The organism is Candidatus Merdisoma sp. HCP28S3_D10 (genome assembly GCF_052065835.1).
Lineage (GTDB): Bacteria > Bacillota > Clostridia > Lachnospirales > Lachnospiraceae > Laedolimicola.
Map to the genome: position 1 here is coordinate 14879 of NZ_JBQHTG010000002.1, position 22897 is coordinate 37775.

A 22897-nucleotide genomic window follows, 5' to 3' on the forward strand; every position below is an offset into this window, starting at 1 on the left:
AGAAAGTGATTCAGGAGTGCAAAATCCCATCAGCGAAGCCGATTCTCATGGATTTTGCATTGTAACTGGTCAGGTACTGAACAGTTACAGATTTTATCATAAGGAGGAGAAGGTTATGGACAAAAAGTTGTACGAGCTTATGAACTGGCCGCGTATCGAGGCCCTGGTGTATTCGGAGGAAGATGAGCCTCAGGAGATCCTGGGACCCCATAAGGTAAAAGGGGGAACCCTGATACAGGCCTTTCTGCCGACAGCCGTCCGAATGGAAATAATCACAAAAGAAACAGGCGAAGCTGCGGAAATGGAAAAAGTAGACGAAGAGGGGTTTTTCGCGGCGCTGCTTCCGGGCAAAAAGCTTCCGGCCTACCATTTCCGGATTACCTATGACAACGATGTGGTACAGGAGGCAGAGGACTGCTACCGGTTCTGCCCTCAGGTATTTACGGCACAGGATCTGGAGGAGTTCGAAAAGGGCATCCACTATACCATTTATGAAAAAATGGGCGCGCACCCCATGACCGTGGACGGTGTAGAAGGCACCTATTTTGCAGTCTGGGCGCCCAATGCGGAGCGCGTCAGTGTGGTAGGAGATTTCAACCTCTGGGACGGCCGCCGCAATCCCATGCATAAAATCCGGGAAGCAGGGATCTATGAGCTGTTTATTCCGGGATTGAAGGCCGGCTCCTGCTATAAATATGAGATTAAGACTCGCCAGGGACTGCCTATGCTGAAGGCCGACCCCTATGCCAACGGGGCACAGCTTCGTCCGGATACCGCTTCTGTAATCACCGATTTGAGCGGCTTTGCCTGGAGCGATGAGAAATGGCTGGAGCAGCGGAAAAATACGGATTATAAGAAAGAACCGCTGCTGATCTATGAGGTACATCTGGGTTCCTGGAAAAAGCCGGAAAGGGAAGACGGGGATACAAGAGAGTTTTATACATACCGGGAGCTGGCTCCGTTGCTGGCGGCTTATGTGAAAGAAATGGGCTATACGCATGTAGAACTGATGCCGATTATGGAGCATCCGCTGGATGAATCCTGGGGCTATCAGGTAACGGGCTATTATGCGCCTACGGCCCGCTATGGTACGCCGGAGGACTTCATGTATTTCATGGATTACCTGCACGGACAGGGGATCGGTGTGATTCTGGACTGGGTTCCGGCCCATTTCCCCAAGGACGCCTTTGGCCTGGCAGCCTTTGACGGGACCTGCCTTTACGAGCATTTTGATCCCAGACAGGGTACGCATCCCCACTGGGGCACCCTCCTTTACAATTACGGCCGCCCCCAGGTGAAGAATTTCCTGATTGCCAATGCGCTGTTCTGGACGGAAAAGTACCATGCCGACGGTATCCGTATGGACGCGGTGGCTTCCATGCTGTATCTGGATTACGGCAAAAACGAGGGCGAGTGGGTGCCCAATATCTACGGTGGCAAGGAGAACCTGGAGGCAATCGAATTCCTGAAGCACCTGAATTCCATCTACAAGAAACGAAAGGACGGCGCTATCCTGATCGCAGAGGAATCTACGGCATGGCCGAAGGTAACCGGAGCGCTGGAGCAGGACGGGCTGGGCTTTGATTTCAAATGGAACATGGGCTGGATGAATGATTTCCTGGGCTATATGCATTACGATCCGGTATTCCGGGGTTATCATCACGGAGAACTGACCTTTAGCTTTATCTATGCCTGGAGCGAGAATTTCATCTTAAGCCTTTCCCACGACGAGGTGGTTCACGGCAAATCCCCCATGGTGGGCAAGATGCCCGGCGACCGGGATTCCCAACTCAACAACCTGAGAGCGGCCTATGGATTTATGGCGGCGCACCCGGGTAAGAAGCTGCTCTTTATGGGACAGGAGTTTGCTACCTTTGATGAGTGGAATGAGAAAGAGAGCCTAGACTGGGATCTTCTGCAATACCAGGATCACAGTGACATGCAGGGGTATGTAAAGGCGTTGAATGCCCTAATTAAGGCCCATCCGGCGCTTTATGAGAAGGACTGCAGTCCGGAGGGCTTCCGGTGGATCAACAATATCTCCGCCAATGAAAATATGCTGGTATTCCTGCGAAAAGCGGATGAGGAAACACTGTTAGTTGTATGTAACTTCTCCCCGCTGGTCTATGAGAAGCATAAGCTGGGCGTACCCTTTGAAGGACGCTATAAGGAGATCTTCAACAGCGATCATGAGCAGTTTGGCGGCAGCGATGTCCGCAATAAGCGTGTGAAGACCTCAAAGAAATCCGAGTGCGACGGCTTTGAGGATTCTATCGAGATTACGGTTCCGCCCATGGGAATCGCGGTATTTACCTGTACGGAGGGAAAACCGACAGCAAAGAAGGGACGTGCTAAGAACGCATGAGATGGTTAGCGACCGTCGCGGACTCTTCGGAGCTCGCGACGCAGATTACCGAAAATATAGAAAACGTAACCCAGCAGATCAGCAAAACCCAGGAGTATCTGGATAAATATCTTCCGGTGGCTATCGGCTTCGGGCTCCGGCTTCTGCTGACCGTTCTTTTATTCCTTGTGGGCAGCAGACTGATCAAGCTGGTCCGCAAAATTGTCCGTCGTTCCATGGAGCGGGCGGGAGCCGATGTGGGCGTGACCCAGTTTATGGATTCCCTGATCCGGGTACTCCTGTATTTTCTGCTGGTTATGTTTCTGGCAGATGGAATCGGAGTGGATACCACCTCGGTGATGGCCTTGGTGGGTTCCGCAGGTCTGACTATCGGTCTGGCCTTCCAGGGAAGCCTTTCCAATTTTGCGGGCGGCGTACTGATTCTGCTGATCAAGCCCTTCAAGGTAGGGGATTATATCATCTATACCTCCGCCAACCTGGAAGGAAAGGTGACCAAGATCGAGATGTTTTACACGACCTTACTGACGGTAGACAATAAAAAGGTCGTGATTCCCAATGGCACGCTTTCCAACAGCAGCCTGATCAATGTGACGGCGGAGGAAAAGAGACGGATCGACATTGTGGTGGGTATCGGCTATACCGCCAACCTGAAGCTGGCAAAGGAGGTCTGCCTGAGGCTTCTGGAGGAACAGCCTGCCGTTATGCAGGATCAGGATAAAATGGTGGTGGTAGACGGGCTGGCAGACAGCGCGGTGAATCTGAAAATCTGCTGCTGGGTGCAGGCAGAGGACTACTGGACCGTCCGGTGGGATCTGATGGAGAAGATAAAGACAGCCTTCGATGAAAACGGAATCGAGATTCCTTTTAACCAGCTGGATGTAAATCTGAAGCAGTAGCGGACAGGAAAAATGCAAGGAATAAAAGCAATACAACTTTATGTGAAAAGTTGTATTGCTTTTATTTTTTCTCATTGACGAGTTGTGCAAACTGATGTATAAATAGAGTAGAAGCTCGTTTTAAAACGGCAAATACACGAATAATAGTGGAGGTTAAGAGTGTGAATACAGTAAAAGATGCTATTTTAAATGGAAAAACATCCCTTGGTATTGAATTGGGTTCCACCCGTATCAAGGCGGTATTGGTGGATGAAAGCTACAAGGCTGTCGCAGTGGGCAATTTTGACTGGGAGAACCAGCTTCGCGACGGTATCTGGACCTATCCCCTGGATCTGGTCTGGAAGGGACTGCAGGGTAGCTTTGCTTCCTTGAAAGAGGACGTGAAGGAAAAATACGGCGCAGAGCTTACCAAGGTAGGTTCCATCGGAATCAGCGCCATGATGCACGGCTATCTGGTATTTGATAAAGACGGAAAGCAGTTGGTGCCCTTCCGCACCTGGAGAAATACCATTACCGGTGAGGCTTCCCGGGAATTGACCGAACTGTTCCAGTACAATATTCCCCAGAGATGGAGCATTGCCCATCTGTATCAGGCGATTCTGAACGGCGAGGAGCATGTGCCGGAAATTGATTTTATGACCACGCTGGCAGGCTATATTCACTGGCAGCTGACCGGAGAGAAGACCCTGGGCGTAGGTGAGGCCTCCGGTATGTTCCCGATTGACACGGCCACCAGGCAGTTTAACGGGGAAATGCTGGATAAGTTCCAGAATAAGGTGGCTGACAAGGGCTTTGGCTGGAAGATTCGTGAAATCCTGCCGAAGGTACAGAATGCGGGAGAGCAGGCAGGCGTGCTGACAGAGGCAGGCGCAAAGCTTCTGGATCCTTCTGGGGCTCTGGAGAGCGGTATTCCCATGTGTCCGCCGGAGGGTGACGCAGGTACCGGAATGGTGGCCACCAACAGCGTAGCCCAGAGAACCGGTAATGTATCCGCAGGTACCTCCGTATTTGCCATGATCGTACTGGAGCATGACTTAAAGAAGGTACACCCGGAGATTGACCTGGTAACGACGCCGGACGGCAGTCTGGTAGGTATGGTACACTGCAACAACTGTACCTCCGATCTGAACGCCTGGGTAGGACTTTTCAAGGAATTTGCCGAGAGCTTTGGCATGAAGGTAGATATGAACGAGCTGTTCGGCACCCTGTACCGCAAGGCCCTGGAGGCAGATAAGGACTGCGGCGGACTGCTGGCATACAACTATTTCTCCGGCGAGCATCTGACAGGATTCGAAGAGGGAAGACCGCTGTTTGTCCGCACACCGGACGCGAAGCTTACGCTGGCAAACTTCATGAGAACACATCTGTATACAGCGCTGGGCGCTTTGAAAACAGGTCTGGATATCCTGTTCAAGGAAGAGGGCGTACAGGCAGATGAGGTCATGGGTCATGGTGGACTTTTCAAGACCAAGGGCGTGGGCCAGAGTATCATGGCGGCGGCTATGGACGTTCCGGTTACCGTTATGGAGACCGCAGGAGAAGGCGGCGCTTGGGGTATTGCCCTGCTGGCAGCTTATATGAAAGAAAAGAAGAATGGCGAGAGCCTGGGCGATTACCTGAACAACCGGGTATTCGCAGGCGAGAAGGGCGAAACCCTTGCCCCGGATCCGGAGGACGTAAAGGGCTTTGACGCATTCCTGGCGCGTTACACAGAAGGTCTGGCTATCGAGCGTGTGGCTGTGGAGCATTTGAAATAAAAATAGAATGACGGAAAAAATCAGGACTTGTCATTCAGATACTTTTTCGCTATAATTGAGTAAAATGTCCGCTGATTAGGGATATCCGTTTTCGTTTAACGGACAACGAGGAGGAAGCGAAAAAATGAAGAAAGACGATGTGCTGGTAGATGAGAAATTTAACAAGCTGGTAGAATACAGCAGCCGTTCCGGAAAAATCGACGTGCGGCTGTATGCGGATTATGATGTGAAACGGGGTCTGCGTGATTCCGGCGGAAAAGGTGTTCTGACCGGACTGACGGAGATTTCCGATGTGGTTTCCTTCGGCTATATCGACGGGGAGCGGGTTCCGATTGACGGCGAACTGTACTTCCAGGGCGTCAATGTGGAGGATCTGATCCGGGGCGAGGCCAACCGCCGGTTTGCTTTTGAAGAGGCAACCTATCTGCTATTATTCGGAAAGTTGCCCACCAGACAGCAGCTTCATGAATTCATCGATTTGATCGGCATTTACCGGGAACTTCCGGAAACCTTTGTCCGCGATGTTGTCATGAAGGCGCCCAGCTCCAATATGATGAACACCCTGCAGAAATGCGTGCTGACTATGTATTCCTATGATCAGAGCCCGGAGGATATCTCCATTCACAATATCCTGAAGCAGTCCCTGCAGTTGATTGCCCAGTTCCCGCTGTATTCTGTCTACGGTTATCATGCGTACCGTCATTATCATCTGAATAAAAGCCTGATTATCCGGAATCCGAAACCGGATCTGTCCACAGCGGAGAATATCTTGCGTCTGCTTCGAAAGGACGGCCAGTATACGGAGCTGGAGGCAAAGGTGCTGGATGTAGCCCTGGTGCTGCACGCAGAGCATGGAGGCGGTAATAACTCTACCTTTACCACCCATGTAGTATCCTCGACCGGTACTGATACCTATTCCGCGGTGGCGGCGTCCTTAGGTTCCCTGAAAGGCCCCAAGCATGGTGGCGCGAACCTGAAGGTACAGGAGATGTTCAAGGATATCAAGGCTCACGTGACCAATTGGCGGGACGAGACTATGATCGAGTCCTATCTGCAGCGGATTCTGCGGAAAGAGGCCTTTGACGGAGCTGGACTGATTTACGGAATGGGACACGCGGTTTATACGCTGTCTGACCCCCGTGCCGTGATTCTGAAGGAATACGCGAGAAAGCTTTCCGAGGAAAAGGGACTGGAGGAGGAGTTTAACCTCTATGAACGTGTGGAGCGGATCGCGGGCGAATGCCTGATGTCCGGCCGGAGACTTTTGAAGCCCGTCTGCGCCAACGTAGACTTTTACAGCGGCTTTGTATACAGTATGCTTGGTCTGCCGGAAGAACTATTTACTCCGATTTTTGCCATTTCCCGTATCTCCGGCTGGAGTGCCCACCGGATCGAGGAGATCGTCAATGTGGGCAAGATTATCCGTCCGGCATATAAGTATGTGGGCCACCATGTACCGTATCTGGATCTGGATGACAGAGCAAAGGCCTATGCGGAAGAAGAAGAGAACAAAGAGAATAAGTAAGAGATATACGATGAACAGCAGGGGAAGGTATAAATTCCCCTGCTGTTTCATAAGATCCGATAATCGGATCGCGCATGGATGTGAATACAATGAAAAAACTCCTGTCCTTTTTTCTGGCCCTGTTTCTGGCCTTACAAATCCCCATTTTGTCTGTACATGCTGAAGACACAGAGGCAGCGCCGGCGGATACGCTGGGAATCTCTGCCCCGTCCGCCATTCTGATGGAAGCGTCCACCGGAACCGTGGTGTTGGAGAAGAACGCTCATGAGAAGCTGCCTCCTGCCAGTGTGACAAAGATTATGACGCTGCTATTGATTTTTGACGCCATTTCCCAGGGGAAGATTCATCCGGAGGATAGCGTGACGACCTCGGAATACGCGGCGTCCATGGGAGGCTCCCAGGTATTTCTGGAGGCAGGCGAAGCCCAGAGCGTGGATACCATGGTGAAATGTATCGCCGTGGCCTCGGCCAACGACGCTTCCGTAGCCATGGCAGAATATGTGGCCGGAACAGAGACGCTTTTTGTGGAAATGATGAATGAGCGGGCCAGGGGGCTTGGCATGGAGGACACTCATTTTGTCAACTGCTGCGGACTGGACGCGGAGGGACACGTAACCAGCGCCTGGGATATCGCGCTTATGTCAAGGGAGCTTATCACAAAGTATCCGCAGATTCATGATTATTCTACTATCTGGATGGAAAACATCACCCATACCACAAAGCGGGGAACGGAGGAATTCGGTCTTACCAACACCAACAAGCTGATTCGCCAGTATCCTTACGCCACCGGCCTGAAGACCGGCTCCACCAGCCAGGCGAAATTCTGCGTATCCGCTACGGCCGAAAAGGATGGACTGGAGCTGATTGCCGTGATTATGGCAGCGCCGGATCCCAAAGGGCGGTTTGCGGACGCTACGGCGCTTCTGAACTACGGCTATGCCAAATGTACCCTGTACCGGGATACGGAGGAGCTTCCGCTGGTGACAGTCGCAGTGCAAGGAGGCGTGGAGAAGGAAGCGGTCGGCGAGTACGGAGGCAGCTTTTCTTATCTGAGCACCACAGGCCGGGACTTGACCGGAATCGAAAAAAAGTGGTATGCTAAAACAGAAATAGAGGCTCCGGTGGAGAAGGGACAGATGATTGGGAAGCTGGTTTATTACCTAGACGGCGAGGAGCTGGGAGAAATTGGAATCATAGCAAAAGAAGCGGTTGACAGGGCGGATTATCTGCATTATGTGAAGCAGGGACTGTCCTACTGGCTTTTGTAGACGAATTTCCGAGAGTAATCTTGAAGAGAAAGGAAGAAAATACCGATGAATTTTCTGATTTTAGATGTGGGAACCTCCAGCATGCGGGGGATCCTGTTCCGCACGAATGGAGAAATGCTGCATACGGTGCAGAAGACCTATCAGGTTATTACGCTGGATCAGGGGTGAGTGGAGCAGAACCCGCTGGATTTCAAAGACCATATGACGGCGATTGTAAAGGAGTCCGCAGCCTGGGCAGCAGAGAAGGGGGAAGCTCTGTGAGCTTCACGCGCCGGGCAGCATTCTCGGACGGGTTACAAAGCTGTTTTCGGAAGAAACGGGGCTGAAGGAAGGTACGCCGGTGATCAGCGCCGGAGGCGATCAGCAGTGCGGTATGCTGGGACAGGGCGTGGTAAAGGACGGCCAGGTATCCCTGACCCTGGGCACAGGCGGCTTTCTTCTGACCACCTGTAAGGAGGTGCCGGAGAATCTGGACTGGGATGTGGTCTGCAACGCTTCGTCGGCAGCGGGAAATTATATTCTGGAGGCCAATATGCTGACCTGCACCTCTGCCATGGAATGGTGTAAGCGCAATTTCTTCCGGGAGGAATCAGATTTTTACGGCAGACTGGACGGTATCGGCATGGAAATCGCCAATAACATCGCTTCCTTTGAAAAGTACGTGCCGCTCCAGAAGATCCTGATTAACGGCGGGCTGTCCAAATGCGAGGCCTTCGAGCGGATCCGCGAGGGCGTCAGAGCGAAGGAATACACGGTGAATAAGGAAAAGCACGAAGTGTATGAGAAGCTGCGGGCAAAGATGACGGAAAGATACAGACGGGAAAATGTGTAATTGCATTTCCCGGGGAAATATGGTACGCTATCCTCATGTCTGATTTTAAAATTTTTGAATACGAAATAAATACTGCAAAGCTCCCGGCCGGTTCTACTGGGCCGGTCTTTGTTATGCTTGCGGATCTTCACAACCACAGCTATGGACCGGAAAATGAGCGGCTTGCAGAGGCTATTTTCGCTCAGAAGCCGGACGGGGTGCTGGTGGCGGGCGATCTGCTGATAGGATGCCCGGGAGTGGATTTTACACCGGCGCTGGAGCTGATACGCCGTCTTCGGGAGGGCGGGCTTCCGGTTTTCTATGGAAATGGCAACCATGAGTACCGGATGCGTCTGCACCCGGAGTTTTATGGAACGATGTATACAGAATACACAGGAGCGCTTCGGGAGTATGGAGTGAAGCCGCTGGAAAATGAGAAGGCGTCATTTTCCGCAAAGGGTCTGGATATGGAGATCTACGGCTATGAACTTCCGGAGTTTTATTATAAGAAGTTCTGCAGGGCCATATTTCACCGGGAGGATCTTACGAAGGCGCTGGGAAAGCCGGATCCCAGGAAGTACAATATCCTACTGGCTCACAATCCCATTTATTTTGACACCTATGCCGGATGGGGCGCGGATTTGACTGTGTCCGGCCATCTGCATGGAGGAATTATCCGGATTCCGGGGATTGGCGGGCTCATTACGCCACAGGCGAAATTATTTCCCAGATATGACGCGGGCCATTTTCGGAAGGCCGAAAAAGATCTGGTGGTCAGCCGGGGTCTGGGCACCCATACCGTGAATATCCGGATTTTCAATCCGCCGGAGCTGTCGGTGATCCGTGTGAAGGGAGCAAGATAATGGGAATTCCTGTAAAATTACCAGCCTTTGAAGGTCCCCTGGATCTTCTGCTGCATCTGATAGAAAGCAATAAAATCGATATTTACGATATTCCTATCGTGACCATTACCGATCAGTATATGGAATATATCCGGGCCATGGAAAAAAAGGATCTGAACGTCATGAGCGAATTCCTTGTGATGGCGGCCACGCTTTTGGAAATCAAGGCGAAAATGCTGCTTCCTGCCGAGGTGGACGAGGAAGGGGAGGAGATTGACCCCCGGGCGGATCTGGTAGAGCGTCTGCTGGAATATAAATTGTACAAGTGTATGGCGGTACAGCTGAAAAGCCAGCAGGGAGAGGCGGAGCGGAGCCTTTACCGGGAGGCGGATATCCCCAGGGAGGTGGCGACCTACGTGGCTCCGGTAGATCTGGACGAGCTTCTGGGGGATCTGACCTTGATCCGGCTGAACGAAGTATTCCAGGCTATTCTCAGAAGAACCGAGGACAAGATCGACCCGATCCGGAGTAAATTCGGGGAAATCGAGAAGGAAGAGGTCAGCCTGGAGGAGAAGATGGCCTATGTAGAGGCGGAGCTTCTCAGGCAGCCCAGAACCAGCTTCCGGGGACTCTTAAGGGCCTCCGGGAAACATGGAAAAATGCAGGTCATCGTTACCTTTCTGGCTGTTCTGGAGCTGATGAAGCTGGGAAAGCTTTCCGTACGGCAGGACGGTACCTTCGGAGAGATCTATATGGAAGCGGGAGAAGGCCTGACCGGGCAGAAAAATCCGTAGAGCAAGGGGAAGAAAAGGTGGAAGAAAAAAGAACGGAAAGTGAAATCAGAGCGGCAGTGGAGGCCATATTGTTTGCGGCGGGAGAGTCGGTGGAGACGGAGCGGCTGGCAGCGGCCCTGGAGCTGGACCGGCAGGAGATGACGGATATTCTGAAGCGCATGGCACTCCGCTACGAGGAAAGCGATCGGGGAATCCGTCTGACGGAGCTGGAGAACGCATGGCAGCTCTGTACGAAAACAGAGCACTATGAGGAGCTGATCCGGGTGGTGAAGCAGCCCAGGAAGGCAGTTTTGACAGATATTCTTCTGGAAACCCTGTCTATCGTAGCCTATAAGCAGCCGGTGACCCGTCTGGAGGTGGAAAAAATCCGCGGCGTCAAGAGCGATCACGCAGTCAACAAGCTGGTGGAATACGGCCTCATTGAGGAAGTGGGGCGTATGGACGCGCCGGGACGGCCGATTCTCTTCGGTACCACCGAAGAATTTTTACGGCGGTTCGGCGTCAACTCCGTAGGCGATCTGCCCCAGGCCACGCCGGAGCAGATGGAGAGTTTTAAAGAAGCCGCCGAAGAAGAGGCGGGCGCAGAGCAGACGCCTGCGGTAGAGGAATAGAACGTTTATGGAAAAGAGTGCAGGAATTTCAATCCTTCCATTCGCAGGAAGATAGAATTGGAATTCCCGCATTCTTTTTTTTTGAAAAAAGTTAGTAAAAGCTAACAAAATTTACTTATTGATATTGACAATCAAAATTGATTGAGTTAGAATAAACAGCGTTGTTAGCAAATACTAACTAACTGAAAGAGAGGAGAGATCGATTATGATGCCATTAGCAATGTCCAGGGCTGGCGATGAGCTTATGGTAGCCAGAGTGGGAGGCAATGAGGAGGCCAAAAAACATCTGGAGGATCTGGGATTTGTAGCAGGCGCGCATATCACCATCATTTCCCAGCTGGGGGACGGCAACATTATCGTGAATGTGAAGGAGTCCCGGCTTGCAATCACAAGTCAGATGGCTTCCAAAGTGATGGTTGTACCGCAGACGTAAGCCTGCGTGAGGATAACATGAAGGAGGAGTGGAAGAAATGAAAACCTTAAGAGATGTTCCGGTAGGAGCCACATCGAAAGTTGTGAAAATCCATGGAGAAGGCGCTTTAAAGAGACGTATTATGGATATGGGAATCACCAAGGGTACGGAGCTTTACGTACGCAAGGTGGCGCCCCTTGGCGATCCCATCGAGGTAACCGTCCGCGGCTACGAGCTTTCCCTGCGTAAGGCAGACGCGGATATCCTGGAAATGGAATAAAAGAGAGGAGAAAGATATGTCAATTAAAATTGCGCTTGCAGGAAATCCGAACTGCGGTAAAACTACATTATTTAACAATCTGACAGGCAGCAACCAGTATGTGGGAAACTGGCCTGGTGTAACAGTAGAGAAGAAGGAAGGACGTCTGGTAGGAAATAAAGATGTCATCATCCAGGACCTTCCGGGTATCTATTCCTTAAGCCCCTACACACTGGAGGAGGTTGTAACCAGAAATTATCTGGTAAAGGAGAAGCCGGACGTTATCCTGAATATCATTGACGGTACGAATATTGAGCGTAACCTGTATCTGACTACACAGCTGGTTGAGGTGGGTCTGCCGATGGTAATTGCCATCAATATGATGGACCTAGTAAGAAAGAACGGCGACAAGATTGATATCGCAAAGCTGGAGAAGAAGCTGGGCTGCAAGGTCATCGAGATCAGCGCGCTGAAGGGTGACGCGACTAAAAAGGCGGCAGAGCTGTGTATCGAGGAGGCGAAGAAGGGTAAGCAGACAGAGCTTCCCCATGTATTTACCGGAAGTGTAGAGCATGCCATCGCCCATATTGAGGAATCTATCCAGGGTCTGGTAGATGCAGTAGAGCTTCGCTGGTATGCTATCAAGGTATTTGAGCGGGATTCTAAGGCACTTGAGACCGTGCAGCTTTCCACTGATCTGAAATTCCATCTGGAAGAACACATCAAAGAGTGTGAGCAGGAGATGGACGACGATGCGGAGAGTATCATCACCAACCAGAGATACCTGTACATTCAGGAGCTGGTAAAGGAGTGTGTTTTCAAGAAGCGTAAGGCCGGTGAGCTTTCCACTTCTGATAAAATTGATAAGATCGTGACCAACCGTATTCTGGCTCTGCCGATTTTCGCGGTAGTGATGTTCCTGGTTTATTACATTGCGGTATCTACCATCGGTACCGTTGTAACCGACTGGACCAATGACGTTTTGTTTGGCGAGTGGCTGCAGGGCGGAGCAGAAACCTTACTGACCAATGCAGGCGCTTCCGACTGGATTATCTCCCTGGTTGTTGACGGTATCCTGGGCGGCTTAGGCGCTCCGATTGGCTTCGTTCCGCAGATGGCTATCGTATTCCTGTTCCTGTCTATTCTGGAGGACTGTGGTTACATGGCCCGGGTAGCTTTCATTATGGACCGTGTATTCCGTCGCTTCGGCCTGTCCGGAAAGAGCTTTATTCCCTTCCTGATTTCTTCCGGCTGCGGTGTTCCGGGTATCATGGGTACCAGAACCATCGAGAGCGAGAGTGACCGTCGTATGACGATGATGACCACAACCATGATTCCCTGTGGCGCGAAGCTGCCGGTTATCGCCCTGATTGCAGGCTTTTTGATGGGCGGCGCATGGTGGATGGCTCCGGTGATGTACTTTGCGGGTATCATCATGGTAATTGTCTGCTGTATCATTCTGAAGAAGACAAAGATGTTCGCCGGCGACCCGGTTCCCTTTGTTATGGAGCTTCCGGCATATCATGTTCCCTCTGTAAAAGGCGTCCTGCTTCATGTATGGGAGCGTGTATGGGCATTCATCAAGAAGGCCGGTACGATCCTGTTCCTCTGCTGCGCGGTGATGTGGTTCCTGGGTTCCTTCGGCTTCGTAGATGGAAGCTTCGGACTGGTGGATTCCGCAGATTCCCTGCTGGCTGTAATCGGCGGCGTACTTGCTCCGCTGTTTGCTCCGCTGGGCTTCGGTACCTGGCAGGCAGTTGCTTCTTCTCTGTCCGGTTTCGTAGCAAAAGAGGGTATCGTTTCTACCATGGGTCTTCTGTCCTCCCTGGCTGTTGAGGTGGAGGAGTACGAGGTATCCATGCACGACGCGTTTGCGGCATTCTTCCCCAGTGGAATCGCTGCCGTATCCTTCCTGCTGTTCAACATGTTTGATTCCCCCTGCCTGGCGGCTATCTCTTCCATGGCAAAGGAAATGGGCAACCGGAAATTCTTCTGGTTTGCCATTATCTTCCAGAACCTGATGGCTTACGCAGTAGCCCTGGTGGTATATCAGCTGGTTGGCCTGGCTATCGGCGAGGTGGCGTTCAACGTGTTTACCGTTGTCGCGCTGGCAGTGCTTGCGGTGCTGTTGTACCTGCTGTTCCGTCCGGATCCGAACAAGAAGAAAGCGGCTGAAGGAAAAGCTGCTAAAGCAGGCGCATAAAAAGTTTATTATCTGAGTATAACATAAGCCATAAAGGAACGCTCGTTGTCTGAGACAACGGGCGTAACCTTTACAAAAAGATATACCCCCATATGGTATTTCGGAAAAATAGGAAAGAGTGATTTTTATGAATGTAAATGTCCCTGTAAACAGCACCGATAAGATCGTATTGATTCTTCTGGCGGTTCTGGCCGTGGCGGCGATCCGTATCGTCATCAGCTTCTTCCGGCCGGATAAACCGAAGGCAGACGCAAAGCCCCGCAGGCGCTCTGCAAAGACTGCGGGACTCACCGAGGTCGTTGTCAGGATTGACGGCATGATGTGCGGGATGTGCGAGGCTCATATCAAGGACGCCATTCGGGAACAGTTCCCGGAGGCTAAGGGGCTCTCTGCTTCCCATGTAAAGGCTCAGGCTATCTTTTATCTGCCGGAGCAGCTGCCCACGGAAGCCATTGCCGAGGCTCTTCACGCGGGGATCGATCCGCTGGGGTACACGGTTGGCGATGTGATAATAGGATAATGAAGAAGAAAGGCGTCTCTGCCGCAGCACGATAGTGTTGCCAGCAGAGACGTTTTTTGATTTTTCAATAAAAATATGTTGCTTTTCTGTTGGATTTATTTATATTCGTATTGACTTATGTTGGAATAGTGCTATAATGAAATCATAAAGTACGGAAAAACAATCAAAATTGGAAAAATCTCACATATAAAAGGAGGAATTCATTATGAATCTGGCAGAAGCAAGAGAATATGCCAAGAAAAACATTCACAACCGTCCGCAGACCACAGGCCGTCTGGCAGGAAAGATCGCAGTCGTAACCGGAGGCGCACAGGGCTTTGGCCTGGGAATCGCGACAGAGATGCACCATGAGGGAGCAAGTGTCGTACTTGCAGACCTGAACGTAGATCAGGCAAAGGAAGCCGCAAAGGCATTTGGAGATCGCGCGGTAGGTCTGAAGGTAGACGTATCCGATCCGGCGTCCATGGAGCAGATGGTATGCGACGCGGTAGAGCATTTCGGCGGTATCGATATCTTCGTATCCAATGCGGGCGTTCTGAAGGCAGGCAGCCTGGACGATATGGATCCGGCGGCATTCGCGTTTGTAACCAAGGTAAATTATATCGGCTATTTCAACGCTGCCAAGTATGCATCCGCAATTATGAAGGCACAGCATGAGGCAGATCCGGAGCAGTGGTTCGATATTATCCAGATCAACTCCAAGTCCGGTCTGGTAGGATCCAAGAACAACAGCGCTTACGCAGGCGGTAAGTTCGGCGGCATCGGCCTGACCCAGAGCTTTGCGCTGGAGCTGGTTTCCGCGAATATTAAAGTAAATTCCATCTGCCCGGGCAACTTCTATGACGGTCCTCTGTGGTCCGATCCGGAAAGAGGACTTTTCGTACAGTACCTGAACGCAGGCAAGGTTCCGGGAGCGAAGACCGTACAGGATGTAAAGGATTACTACCTTTCCAAGTCCCCGATTCACAGAGGCTGCACACCGAAGGATGTGGCAAAGGCTCTGTTCTATGCAGTGGAGCAGCAGTTTGAGACAGGTCAGGCGATTCCGGTTACCGGCGGCCAGACTATGCTGAACTAAACAGCAGATTTACTTGGAGGGTTTTATGGACAAATTTGTGGAACGGCAGGAGGTCCTGAAGCTTCTGAATGTGCCGGAACCGGAAGAACGTCTGGCCAATCTGGCCATTCTTCTGGGCAGCGAGAAAGAGAAGCCGGAGGTAAAGCCTCAGTTTGCCAACAATCACATACATACAATTTATTCCTTCTCCCCGTATTCCCCTACGGCAGCGATATACTGTGCCCGGGATGAAGGCCTTCAAACAGCCGGAATTATGGATCACGACAGCATTGCCGGAGCCGAGGAATTCCGGAAAGCAGGTAAGATAGCCGGTATCGGCACCACCTGCGGTATGGAGTGCAGGGTCGATCTGTCTGCCACGAAGATGGCCGGCAGGAAGCTGAACAATCCGGATCAGGCAGGAATCTGCTATATGGCCATTCACAGTATTCCGGCTTCCGGCTTCCGGCGCCTGGACGAGGTGTTTGCGCCCCTGAGGGAAAAGAGAAATGTGCGGAACCGCAAGATGGTGGACAATATCAATAAGCTGATGGAGCCCTATGGCATTGCGATTGATTTCGACCGGGACGTGGTGCCCATTTCCCAGTTTACAAAGGGCGGCTCTATTACGGAGCGCCATCTGCTCTGCGCGTTAAGCCAGAAGATTCTCTGCAAAGCGCCCAAGGGCGGCTGCGCGGAATTTGTGGAGCAGGAGTTAGGTATCGCATTGAACGACACGGCCAGAGCAAGGCTTTCCGACCCGGAAAATCCCCATCTGGTTTACGATCTGCTGGGTGTGATGAAGGCAGAACTGGTATCCAAGATTTATGTACCGGCTACCGATGAGTGTATGCCTTTTGCGGAGCTGGTTAAATTGGCTGACGAGGTAGGCGCGATTCTTTGCTATCCCTATCTGGGCGACGTGACGAATTCCGTTACCGGAGATAAGAAGGCAGCCAAGTTCGAGGACGATTTCCTGGATGAACTGTTTGAAATGCTGAAGGAGGAGGGCATACACGGCGTTACTTATATGCCGGCCCGCAACACCAGAGAGCAGATGACCAGACTGCAGAAGCTCTGCAGAGCGTATGGTATGACAGAGATTTCCGGAGAGGATGTGAATTCCTCCCGTCAGAGTATGATTTGTAAGCAGCTGGAGGATCCCCAGTTCAGACATCTGGTGGACGCCACCTGGAAACTGATTGAACGTGAGAAAGAAGCCTGAACATTCAATAAAAGGAGAAGAGATATGAAAGCAAAAGCATTAAGACTTTATGGAAAAGAAGATTTACGTCTGGACGAGTATGAGCTTCCGGAGATTAAGGACGACGAGATTCTGGCAAGAGTTGTATCTGACAGTATCTGTATGTCTTCCTATAAGGCGGCTATGCAGGGCGAGGATCACAAGCGTGTTCCGGAAAACATCAAAGAGCATCCGGTTATCATCGGCCATGAGTTCTGCGGCGACCTGGTAAAGGTTGGATCCAAGTGGGCCCATGAGTTCAAGGAGGGTGAGAAATTCTCTATCCAGCCGGCTCTGAACTACAAGGGAAGCCTGGCAGCTCCGGGATATTCCTATGAGTATATCGGCGGCGACGCTACATATATCATTATTCCGAACGAGGTCATGGAGATGGGCTGTCTGCTTCATTTCGACAGCGACAACTTCTTCGGCGGCTCTCTGACAGAGCCTCTGTCCTGCGTAGCAGGTACCTTCCATGCCATGTATCATGCAACCAGAGGAAAATATGAGCATGATATGGGAATCGTAGAGGGCGGCAAGATGGCGATTCTGGCAGGTGTAGGCCCCATGGGACTGGCTGCTATCGATTACATCACACATTGCGACAGATGTCCGTCTCTCCTGGTAGTTACCGATATTGATGACGCGAGACTGGAGCGCGCGGCACAGGTGCTTCCGCCGGAAGAGGCAGCTAAGAAGGGTATCAAGCTGGTATATGCCAACACAGGCAAGGTAGAGGACGCCCATAAGTTTATGATGGACTTTACCGACGGCGAAGGCTTCAATGATGTACTGGTATTCGCGCCGGTTGCACCGGTTGTAGAGCTGGCTGACAGCATTCTGGCACAGGACGGCTGCCTGAACTTCTTCGCAGGCCCCTCCAACCCGGCTTTCTCCGCGCCGTTTAACTTCTACAATGTCCACTATGCGGGAACGCACGTAGTCGGAACCTCCGGTGGAAATACCGACGATATGAAAGAGTGCCTTTCCATGATCGGACAGGGCAAGCTGGATCCGGCTATCCTGGTAACACATATCGGAGGTCTGAACGTGGCAAGAGAAACCACGCTGAACCTGCCGAACGTACCGGGCGGAAAGAAACTGATTTACACCCATATCTCCCTGCCGCTGACCGCGATTGCAGACTTTGAGGAGAAGGGTAAAGAGGATCCGATGTTCGCGGAGCTGGCAAAGATCGTAGCCAAGACCAACGGCCTGTGGAATGCAGAAGCAGAGAAGTATCTGCTGGAGCACGCACCGGCTATCTAAAAAAGTTTATGTACAGAGCGCATTCCTTGGGGGGATGCGCTCTTTGTTTCGATTTTTTTCATTAATCGGGTGAAAATGATACCTTATTGAGAATTCGTATCAATAAAACCTCTTGCGTTATCCCTATAGGTATGATAGGATAAATACATGAGTTAGACAAAACTAACCAAAAAAACAAAGCAACACGTGAAGAGAAAAAAGAGTGGCACATACATAACAGACCAGAGATAGGGGAATCCTGAGAATGGATTCTTTTTAAAAGACAGACGGTTAGTTAGAACTAACTAAAAACAACGAGATAACAGCAGGAAAGAGAGGGCATGCGTATGAGTATTGTGATTATCGGAGGACACGACCGGATGGTGCGTCAGTACCATGACATCTGTAAGGCGCATAAATGTAAGGCAAAGGTATTTACCCAGATGACAGGCGACCTGAAAAAACAGGTGGGCAGACCGGATCTGTTCGTACTGTTCACGAACACCGTATCCCACAAGATGGCCAAATGTGCCCTGGAAGAAGCCAAGCGGAACAACATCGAAGTGGTACGCTGTCACACCAGCAGCCAGGCAGCCTTGGAAGAAATTCTCGGGAGCTATTGCTGATGGCCGGGGTGGGAAAGGAGTTGGAAAGGCTCCTGGCTACGCACTGCGCGCCGGTATTCTGTCATAAAAAGGCGGCCAATCTGGTGGCAGCCAGACGGGAACTGCTGGAAGCGCTTCCGGAAGTGCTTGCAGGAAGCAGAATCTCCTGGGTACAGCTTTGCGGCTGTAAAAAATACTGTCATATCCTGTTTTACGACCGGGAGCGGCTGGAGAACTATTTGATTCGAAAAGAGCACCGGAAGTTTCTGGAAGAACAGGGGTATGGAAATAAGACTCTGGAAGAACAGCTGAAGCAGCTGGCAGGGCGCTATGAAAGCTATCAGAAGCAGGGCAGTATATTTCCCCATGAAATCGGTCTGTTTCTGGAATATCCCCTGGCAGATATCGAGGGCTTTATCGAACATCAGGGAAAGGACGCCCTGGAAAGCGGTTACTGGAAGGTCTACGGAGATGTGGAGCAGGCGAGAGCCCTGTTTCGTCTCTACGATGAACTGAAGACAGCGCTCACCACGATGCTGGCGGCTGGCGTTAGCTTCCGGAAATGCTGCGCGGCGCAGGGAGCCGCATAAAAATGCATAGAAGGCTGCGATACAGCTTTTTATAAAATAAATCAGAAAAAAATCAGGAGGAAAATCATGAAGGTAGTATATTGGAGCAGCACAGGGAATACAGAGAGAATGGCAGAAATGCTGGGCGAGGAGATTAAAAACGCAGGCGGCGAAGCAGAGGTATGCGAGCTGTCCACCGTATCCCCAGCCGATCTGGCAGGCGAGGACGTCTTTGCGCTTGGCGCTTCCGCTATGGGCGACGAGGAACTGGACGAGGGCGAGGTAGAGCCGTTCGTAGAGGAACTGGAGAAATCCGTATCCGGTAAGAAGGTAGCGCTGTTTGGCTCCTATGACTGGGGCGACGGCGAGTGGATGCGCAAATGGGAAGAGCGCATGAAAGAAGCCGGGGCAGAGGTAGTCGGCATCGTCATTGCCAACAACGAGCCGGGTGATGAGGATCAGGCGAACCTGGCAGAGCTTGCGAAAAAGTTGGTGTAAATTCGTAAAAAATGGAGGGCCCGAAAGGGCCCTTCTGCTATATTATAGAGTTAGTTAAAACAAACAATTAGTATTGACAAACTTCTCCGGGTGTGTTTTAATAAGTATTGGAAAAAGAAATTGAGAGTTATTCTCAATAAACTGCATTCCAGAAATACCTTGCAAGCACATGAGATAGGAGATAAAATGTCAGGAGAGGAATGGAAAAATATGAGTCAGGAGATGATTCTTGGACGCCTGCGGGAACGCGGATATCGTATTACGAAACAGAGAAATCTGATTATCAGTACCATTCTGGAGAATGACTGTTCCTGCTGCAAGGAAATCTATTATCAGGTAAGAGAAAAAGACCAGACCGTCGGCATTGCCACGGTATATCGTATGATCAAGACCCTGGAAGAAGCCGGAGTCATCGATCGGAGAAATATGTATCGAATCGGAAGCTTGAAAGAAGGTGCATGAGTATGTTGGCAGACATTATCGTAGTAGCGATTGTGGGAATTATCGCAGTTCTCTGTATCAGAACCCTGATACACAATAAGAAGACGCGCGGAACCACCTGCAGTATGGGCTGCGCAGGCTGCAGCTGCAGTGGAAGCTGCGGATGCGGCGATCCGGCCGGGCATAAGAAGTGAGACAGATAGTTTCAGAAAAATATCATAGATAACCGTCGGAAAACATGCTATACTCAAAGAAACGAATAAAGAGGGGGGAGTTTTTATGTACGGTTACGAAAATGCAGCATCTGGACTTAAAAAAATGTTCACAGCTCAGGTAGGCGGTATTATCTGCGTGGTACTTATGATGATTCCACTCATCGGAGTAATCAGCCTGATCGGAGTATTTGTATTTGGAATTATGTCCCTGATCGGACTGAACAGCGCAGGAAAAGACATTGAAGGCTGCAAAACAGCCTTTACACTTACCATTGTACAGATGGTCGTAAGTGTAATCGGTAATCTGGCTGGCACGGGAGTTTTTGCTACGGTTTTTTCTGTTGTAAATGATATTCTGGCACTTCTGATTACCCGGGCAGTCTGCCTGTCTGTGTCGGAGGTGATGGAGAATCTGAACCGTCAGGATGTGGCAGATACGGGACATTCCGTATGGAAGATCAATCTGGGCTGCTATGTGGTGGATATCGTTCTGACGATTCTTGCCGTGATTCCTGTTTTGGGAACAGTGCTGGCGGTTGCAGGCAGTGTCGTTACCGTGATCCTGAGTCTGGTGGCAGGTATCATGTACATCATTTTCCTGTCAAAAAGCTATCAGGCTCTGGAGAATTAAGTTCATAAAATCCCTTTCGGCAAGTGATATGTACCCTCTTTACTGGTCAACCAGTAAGGAGGGTATTTTTATCCACCCGAATAAAACGCCCTCTCCGAGAATAAATATAAAATGAAAACATACCCTGGGATGTCCCCTGATTATGAAAAAATTTCTGGCCGCTTTGTTTTCGGTACTTCTGTTCCTATATTTCATTGACATTGTACTGCCTGTAGAGGCCGGGGCCGCGCCAGGCGACGATTCCCTTGCCCTCTACGCCCAGTCGGCCGTCCTGATGGATGCCGATACCGGGCGTATTTTATATGCCAAAAACGCGGAGGAACAGCGTCCCATGGCCAGCACCACCAAAATCATGACCCTGATTTTGGCGTTGGAGAATGCGAATTCGGACGATCTTGTTACGGTATCTGAGTACGCGGCCTCCATGCCGGACGTCCAGCTTCATATCCGTTCCGGCGAGCGTTACCGGCTGGGGGATTTGCTCTATGCCATGATGTTGGAATCCCATAACGACGCGGCAGTGGCCATTGCCGAGCATGTGGGCGGCAGTGTTCCCGGATTTGCGGGGCTCATGAATGCCAAGGCCCGGGATATCGGCTGTTACGCTACGTATTTTATTACGCCTAACGGACTGGACGCGGAGGATAAAAAGGGTGTCCATTCCACTACGGCGGCGGATCTGGCCCGTATGCTGCGCTATTGTATCCTGCAGTCTCCAAGAAGAGAGGAATTTCTTGCAATCACCCGGACGAACGCTTACAGCTTTACGGACACGGAAGGGGTTCGCAGCTTTACGGTCGGGAACAAGAACGCGTTTTTGCATATGATGGAAGGGGCACTGACGGGAAAAACCGGATTTACGGGAAATGCGGGTTATTGCTATGTGGGGGCGCTTCGGCAGGAGGATAGGACCTTTATTGTAGCTCTGCTGGCCTGCGGCTGGCCCAATAACCGTAGTTATAAGTGGAGCGATACCCGGAAGCTCATGAGCTATGGTCTGGCCCATTACAACAGACGGCCTATCTGGCAGGAGCCGGATTTACCGGAGCTGGAAGTGAAAGATGCCGTCCCGGACGGAGCGGGAATCCATCTTGCGGAGCCTGTGTATACAAGGCTGCGTCTGTCGGAGAGTGAGCCGGACGCTGCGCTTCTACTGTCGGACAATGACCGTCTGCAGGTAAAGACGGTTCTGCCGGAAGCACTGACAGCGCCGCTGGAGCCCGGTATCCCGGTAGGCAGTGTCCGCTATTACGTGAACGGACAGGTAATGAAGGTGTATCCGATAGAGACAGCGGAACAGGTAGAGGCTATAGACCTGCGTTGGTGTGTGGAAAGGCTGTGGAAGCAGTACATTCCATAAAAAATATCCCCCCCACCGGGCTTGTGGAGAATAAAAAAAACTGCTACACTCGAACCATCCCAATTATAAATCATTCTATCAGATAATTTCAAACAACCCCAAAAGAATCGTGTCCGATCAAACACGATTCTTTTTGGTTAAAATCTGTATCGCGTGAAAGGAAAGAAAAATGGAAGTAAATGTATTATTATTTGATGATTTCGAAACCATGGACGCTTTTGGGCCGGCCGATATTCTGTCCTGTGAAAAAGAGGGACTGCATGTCAATTATCTTTCACTGACGGGCAATATGGTGAACAGCATGCAGGGCGTGAAGGTCTGGACAGAGCCGCTTAACCCGGAGCAGCTGAAGGGAATTCTGATTGTGCCGGGAGGACGTGGCGCAAGGAGAATTCTGCAGCAGGATACCGAACTCCAGAAGAAGATCAAGATTGCGGCGGAGCGATCGGAATTTTGTCTGATGATTGCGGAAGGAGCGTACCTGGTGGCGCAGACCGGTCTTCTTTTCCGCAGAAAAATCGCAGCCTGCAAAGCCGGAGAAAACTGGAAACGAATGTTTCTGGCAGGAGTTTATGAGGTTCCGGACGCCAGCTGGGTGGCAGACGGAAAATATTATTCCGCAGGGACCACGGCGGACGGTCTGTCCATGGCCCTGACGATGCTGGCGGATCAGATTGATCTGGACGTGGCGCTGCAGACGGCGAAGCGTCTGGGTTATCATTGGAATCCGGAGGATGAGGCTGTTTATCAGTAGAAATGGGACAAAA

The 22897-nt window shown here is 51.1% G+C and carries 25 protein-coding genes; all 25 read left to right on the top strand.

Annotated features, from left to right (window positions below):
• Positions 1–115 precede the first annotated feature (115 nt).
• Positions 116–2365 (top strand): 1,4-alpha-glucan branching protein GlgB, encoded by a 2250-nt coding sequence (gene glgB / locus ACTNCH_RS05125; protein WP_441016195.1) that lies wholly within the window; start codon positions 116–118, stop codon positions 2363–2365.
• A complete protein-coding gene (locus tag ACTNCH_RS05130) occupies positions 2362–3261 on the top strand; it encodes a mechanosensitive ion channel family protein (protein WP_441016198.1) in 900 nt (299 codons plus the stop codon). The genes glgB and ACTNCH_RS05130 overlap by 4 nt, the downstream gene beginning before the upstream one ends.
• A gap of 161 nt (positions 3262–3422) precedes the next feature.
• The gene (locus ACTNCH_RS05135) at positions 3423–5018 is read left to right on the top strand and encodes a xylulokinase (RefSeq protein ID WP_441016201.1); all 1596 of its coding nucleotides are present in this window, start codon (positions 3423–3425) and stop codon (positions 5016–5018) included.
• Between the two features lie 124 nt (positions 5019–5142).
• Positions 5143–6543 carry a citrate/2-methylcitrate synthase gene (locus tag ACTNCH_RS05140; protein ID WP_441016204.1) on the top strand — a complete coding sequence of 467 codons (1401 nt, stop codon included), beginning with the start codon at positions 5143–5145 and terminating at the stop codon, positions 6541–6543.
• A gap of 89 nt (positions 6544–6632) precedes the next feature.
• The gene (locus ACTNCH_RS05145; RefSeq protein ID WP_441016207.1) at positions 6633–7811 is read left to right on the top strand and encodes a D-alanyl-D-alanine carboxypeptidase family protein; all 1179 of its coding nucleotides are present in this window, start codon (positions 6633–6635) and stop codon (positions 7809–7811) included.
• A 45-nt stretch (positions 7812–7856) separates the two neighbouring features.
• Positions 7857–7979, top strand: a complete 123-nt coding sequence (locus ACTNCH_RS05150) for a hypothetical protein (protein ID WP_441016210.1) — start codon at positions 7857–7859, stop codon at positions 7977–7979.
• A gap of 172 nt (positions 7980–8151) precedes the next feature.
• Entirely contained in the window at positions 8152–8643 is a 492-nt protein-coding gene (locus ACTNCH_RS05155) for a hypothetical protein (RefSeq protein ID WP_441016213.1), read from the top strand.
• A 113-nt stretch (positions 8644–8756) separates the two neighbouring features.
• Positions 8757–9485 (top strand): metallophosphoesterase, encoded by a 729-nt coding sequence (locus tag ACTNCH_RS05160; protein ID WP_441016216.1) that lies wholly within the window; start codon positions 8757–8759, stop codon positions 9483–9485.
• Positions 9485–10258 carry a segregation and condensation protein A gene (locus ACTNCH_RS05165; protein ID WP_441016219.1) on the top strand — a complete coding sequence of 258 codons (774 nt, stop codon included), beginning with the start codon at positions 9485–9487 and terminating at the stop codon, positions 10256–10258. The genes ACTNCH_RS05160 and ACTNCH_RS05165 overlap by 1 nt, the downstream gene beginning before the upstream one ends.
• Before the next feature lie 17 nt (positions 10259–10275).
• Positions 10276–10869 (top strand): SMC-Scp complex subunit ScpB, encoded by a 594-nt coding sequence (gene scpB, locus ACTNCH_RS05170; protein WP_441016222.1) that lies wholly within the window; start codon positions 10276–10278, stop codon positions 10867–10869.
• 208 nt (positions 10870–11077) lie between these two features.
• A complete protein-coding gene (locus ACTNCH_RS05175) occupies positions 11078–11302 on the top strand; it encodes a FeoA family protein (protein WP_441017808.1) in 225 nt (74 codons plus the stop codon).
• A gap of 37 nt (positions 11303–11339) precedes the next feature.
• A complete protein-coding gene (locus ACTNCH_RS05180; protein WP_158363754.1) occupies positions 11340–11561 on the top strand; it encodes a FeoA family protein in 222 nt (73 codons plus the stop codon).
• Between the two features lie 16 nt (positions 11562–11577).
• The gene (gene feoB, locus ACTNCH_RS05185) at positions 11578–13743 is read left to right on the top strand and encodes a ferrous iron transport protein B (RefSeq protein WP_441016227.1); all 2166 of its coding nucleotides are present in this window, start codon (positions 11578–11580) and stop codon (positions 13741–13743) included.
• A gap of 127 nt (positions 13744–13870) precedes the next feature.
• Positions 13871–14263, top strand: a complete 393-nt coding sequence (locus ACTNCH_RS05190; protein WP_441016230.1) for a heavy-metal-associated domain-containing protein — start codon at positions 13871–13873, stop codon at positions 14261–14263.
• A 205-nt stretch (positions 14264–14468) separates the two neighbouring features.
• Positions 14469–15341 (top strand): SDR family NAD(P)-dependent oxidoreductase, encoded by an 873-nt coding sequence (locus ACTNCH_RS05195; RefSeq protein WP_441016233.1) that lies wholly within the window; start codon positions 14469–14471, stop codon positions 15339–15341.
• Positions 15342–15366: 25 nt separating this feature from the next.
• A complete protein-coding gene (locus ACTNCH_RS05200) occupies positions 15367–16545 on the top strand; it encodes a PHP domain-containing protein (protein ID WP_441016236.1) in 1179 nt (392 codons plus the stop codon).
• Between the two features lie 24 nt (positions 16546–16569).
• Positions 16570–17832, top strand: a complete 1263-nt coding sequence (locus ACTNCH_RS05205; RefSeq protein WP_441016239.1) for a zinc-binding dehydrogenase — start codon at positions 16570–16572, stop codon at positions 17830–17832.
• Between the two features lie 326 nt (positions 17833–18158).
• Complete coding sequence (locus tag ACTNCH_RS05210) at positions 18159–18437, top strand: DUF2325 domain-containing protein (RefSeq protein WP_441016242.1); 279 nt, start codon at positions 18159–18161, stop codon at positions 18435–18437.
• Complete coding sequence (locus ACTNCH_RS05215; protein WP_441016245.1) at positions 18437–19006, top strand: DUF3793 family protein; 570 nt, start codon at positions 18437–18439, stop codon at positions 19004–19006. Before ACTNCH_RS05210 ends, ACTNCH_RS05215 begins: the two co-directional genes overlap by 1 nt.
• Before the next feature lie 66 nt (positions 19007–19072).
• Positions 19073–19483 carry a flavodoxin gene (locus tag ACTNCH_RS05220; protein WP_441016248.1) on the top strand — a complete coding sequence of 137 codons (411 nt, stop codon included), beginning with the start codon at positions 19073–19075 and terminating at the stop codon, positions 19481–19483.
• A gap of 186 nt (positions 19484–19669) precedes the next feature.
• Entirely contained in the window at positions 19670–19945 is a 276-nt protein-coding gene (locus ACTNCH_RS05225; protein ID WP_441016251.1) for a Fur family transcriptional regulator, read from the top strand.
• Positions 19946–19947: 2 nt separating this feature from the next.
• Positions 19948–20118: a FeoB-associated Cys-rich membrane protein gene (locus ACTNCH_RS05230; RefSeq protein WP_441016254.1), complete on the top strand. Its 171-nt coding sequence runs from the start codon at positions 19948–19950 to the stop codon at positions 20116–20118.
• Positions 20119–20203: 85 nt separating this feature from the next.
• Positions 20204–20770, top strand: a complete 567-nt coding sequence (locus ACTNCH_RS05235; protein ID WP_441016257.1) for a hypothetical protein — start codon at positions 20204–20206, stop codon at positions 20768–20770.
• Between the two features lie 142 nt (positions 20771–20912).
• The gene (locus tag ACTNCH_RS05240; protein ID WP_441016260.1) at positions 20913–22130 is read left to right on the top strand and encodes a D-alanyl-D-alanine carboxypeptidase family protein; all 1218 of its coding nucleotides are present in this window, start codon (positions 20913–20915) and stop codon (positions 22128–22130) included.
• Positions 22131–22299: 169 nt separating this feature from the next.
• Positions 22300–22884, top strand: a complete 585-nt coding sequence (locus ACTNCH_RS05245) for a DJ-1/PfpI family protein (RefSeq protein WP_441016263.1) — start codon at positions 22300–22302, stop codon at positions 22882–22884.
• Positions 22885–22897 lie beyond the last annotated feature (13 nt).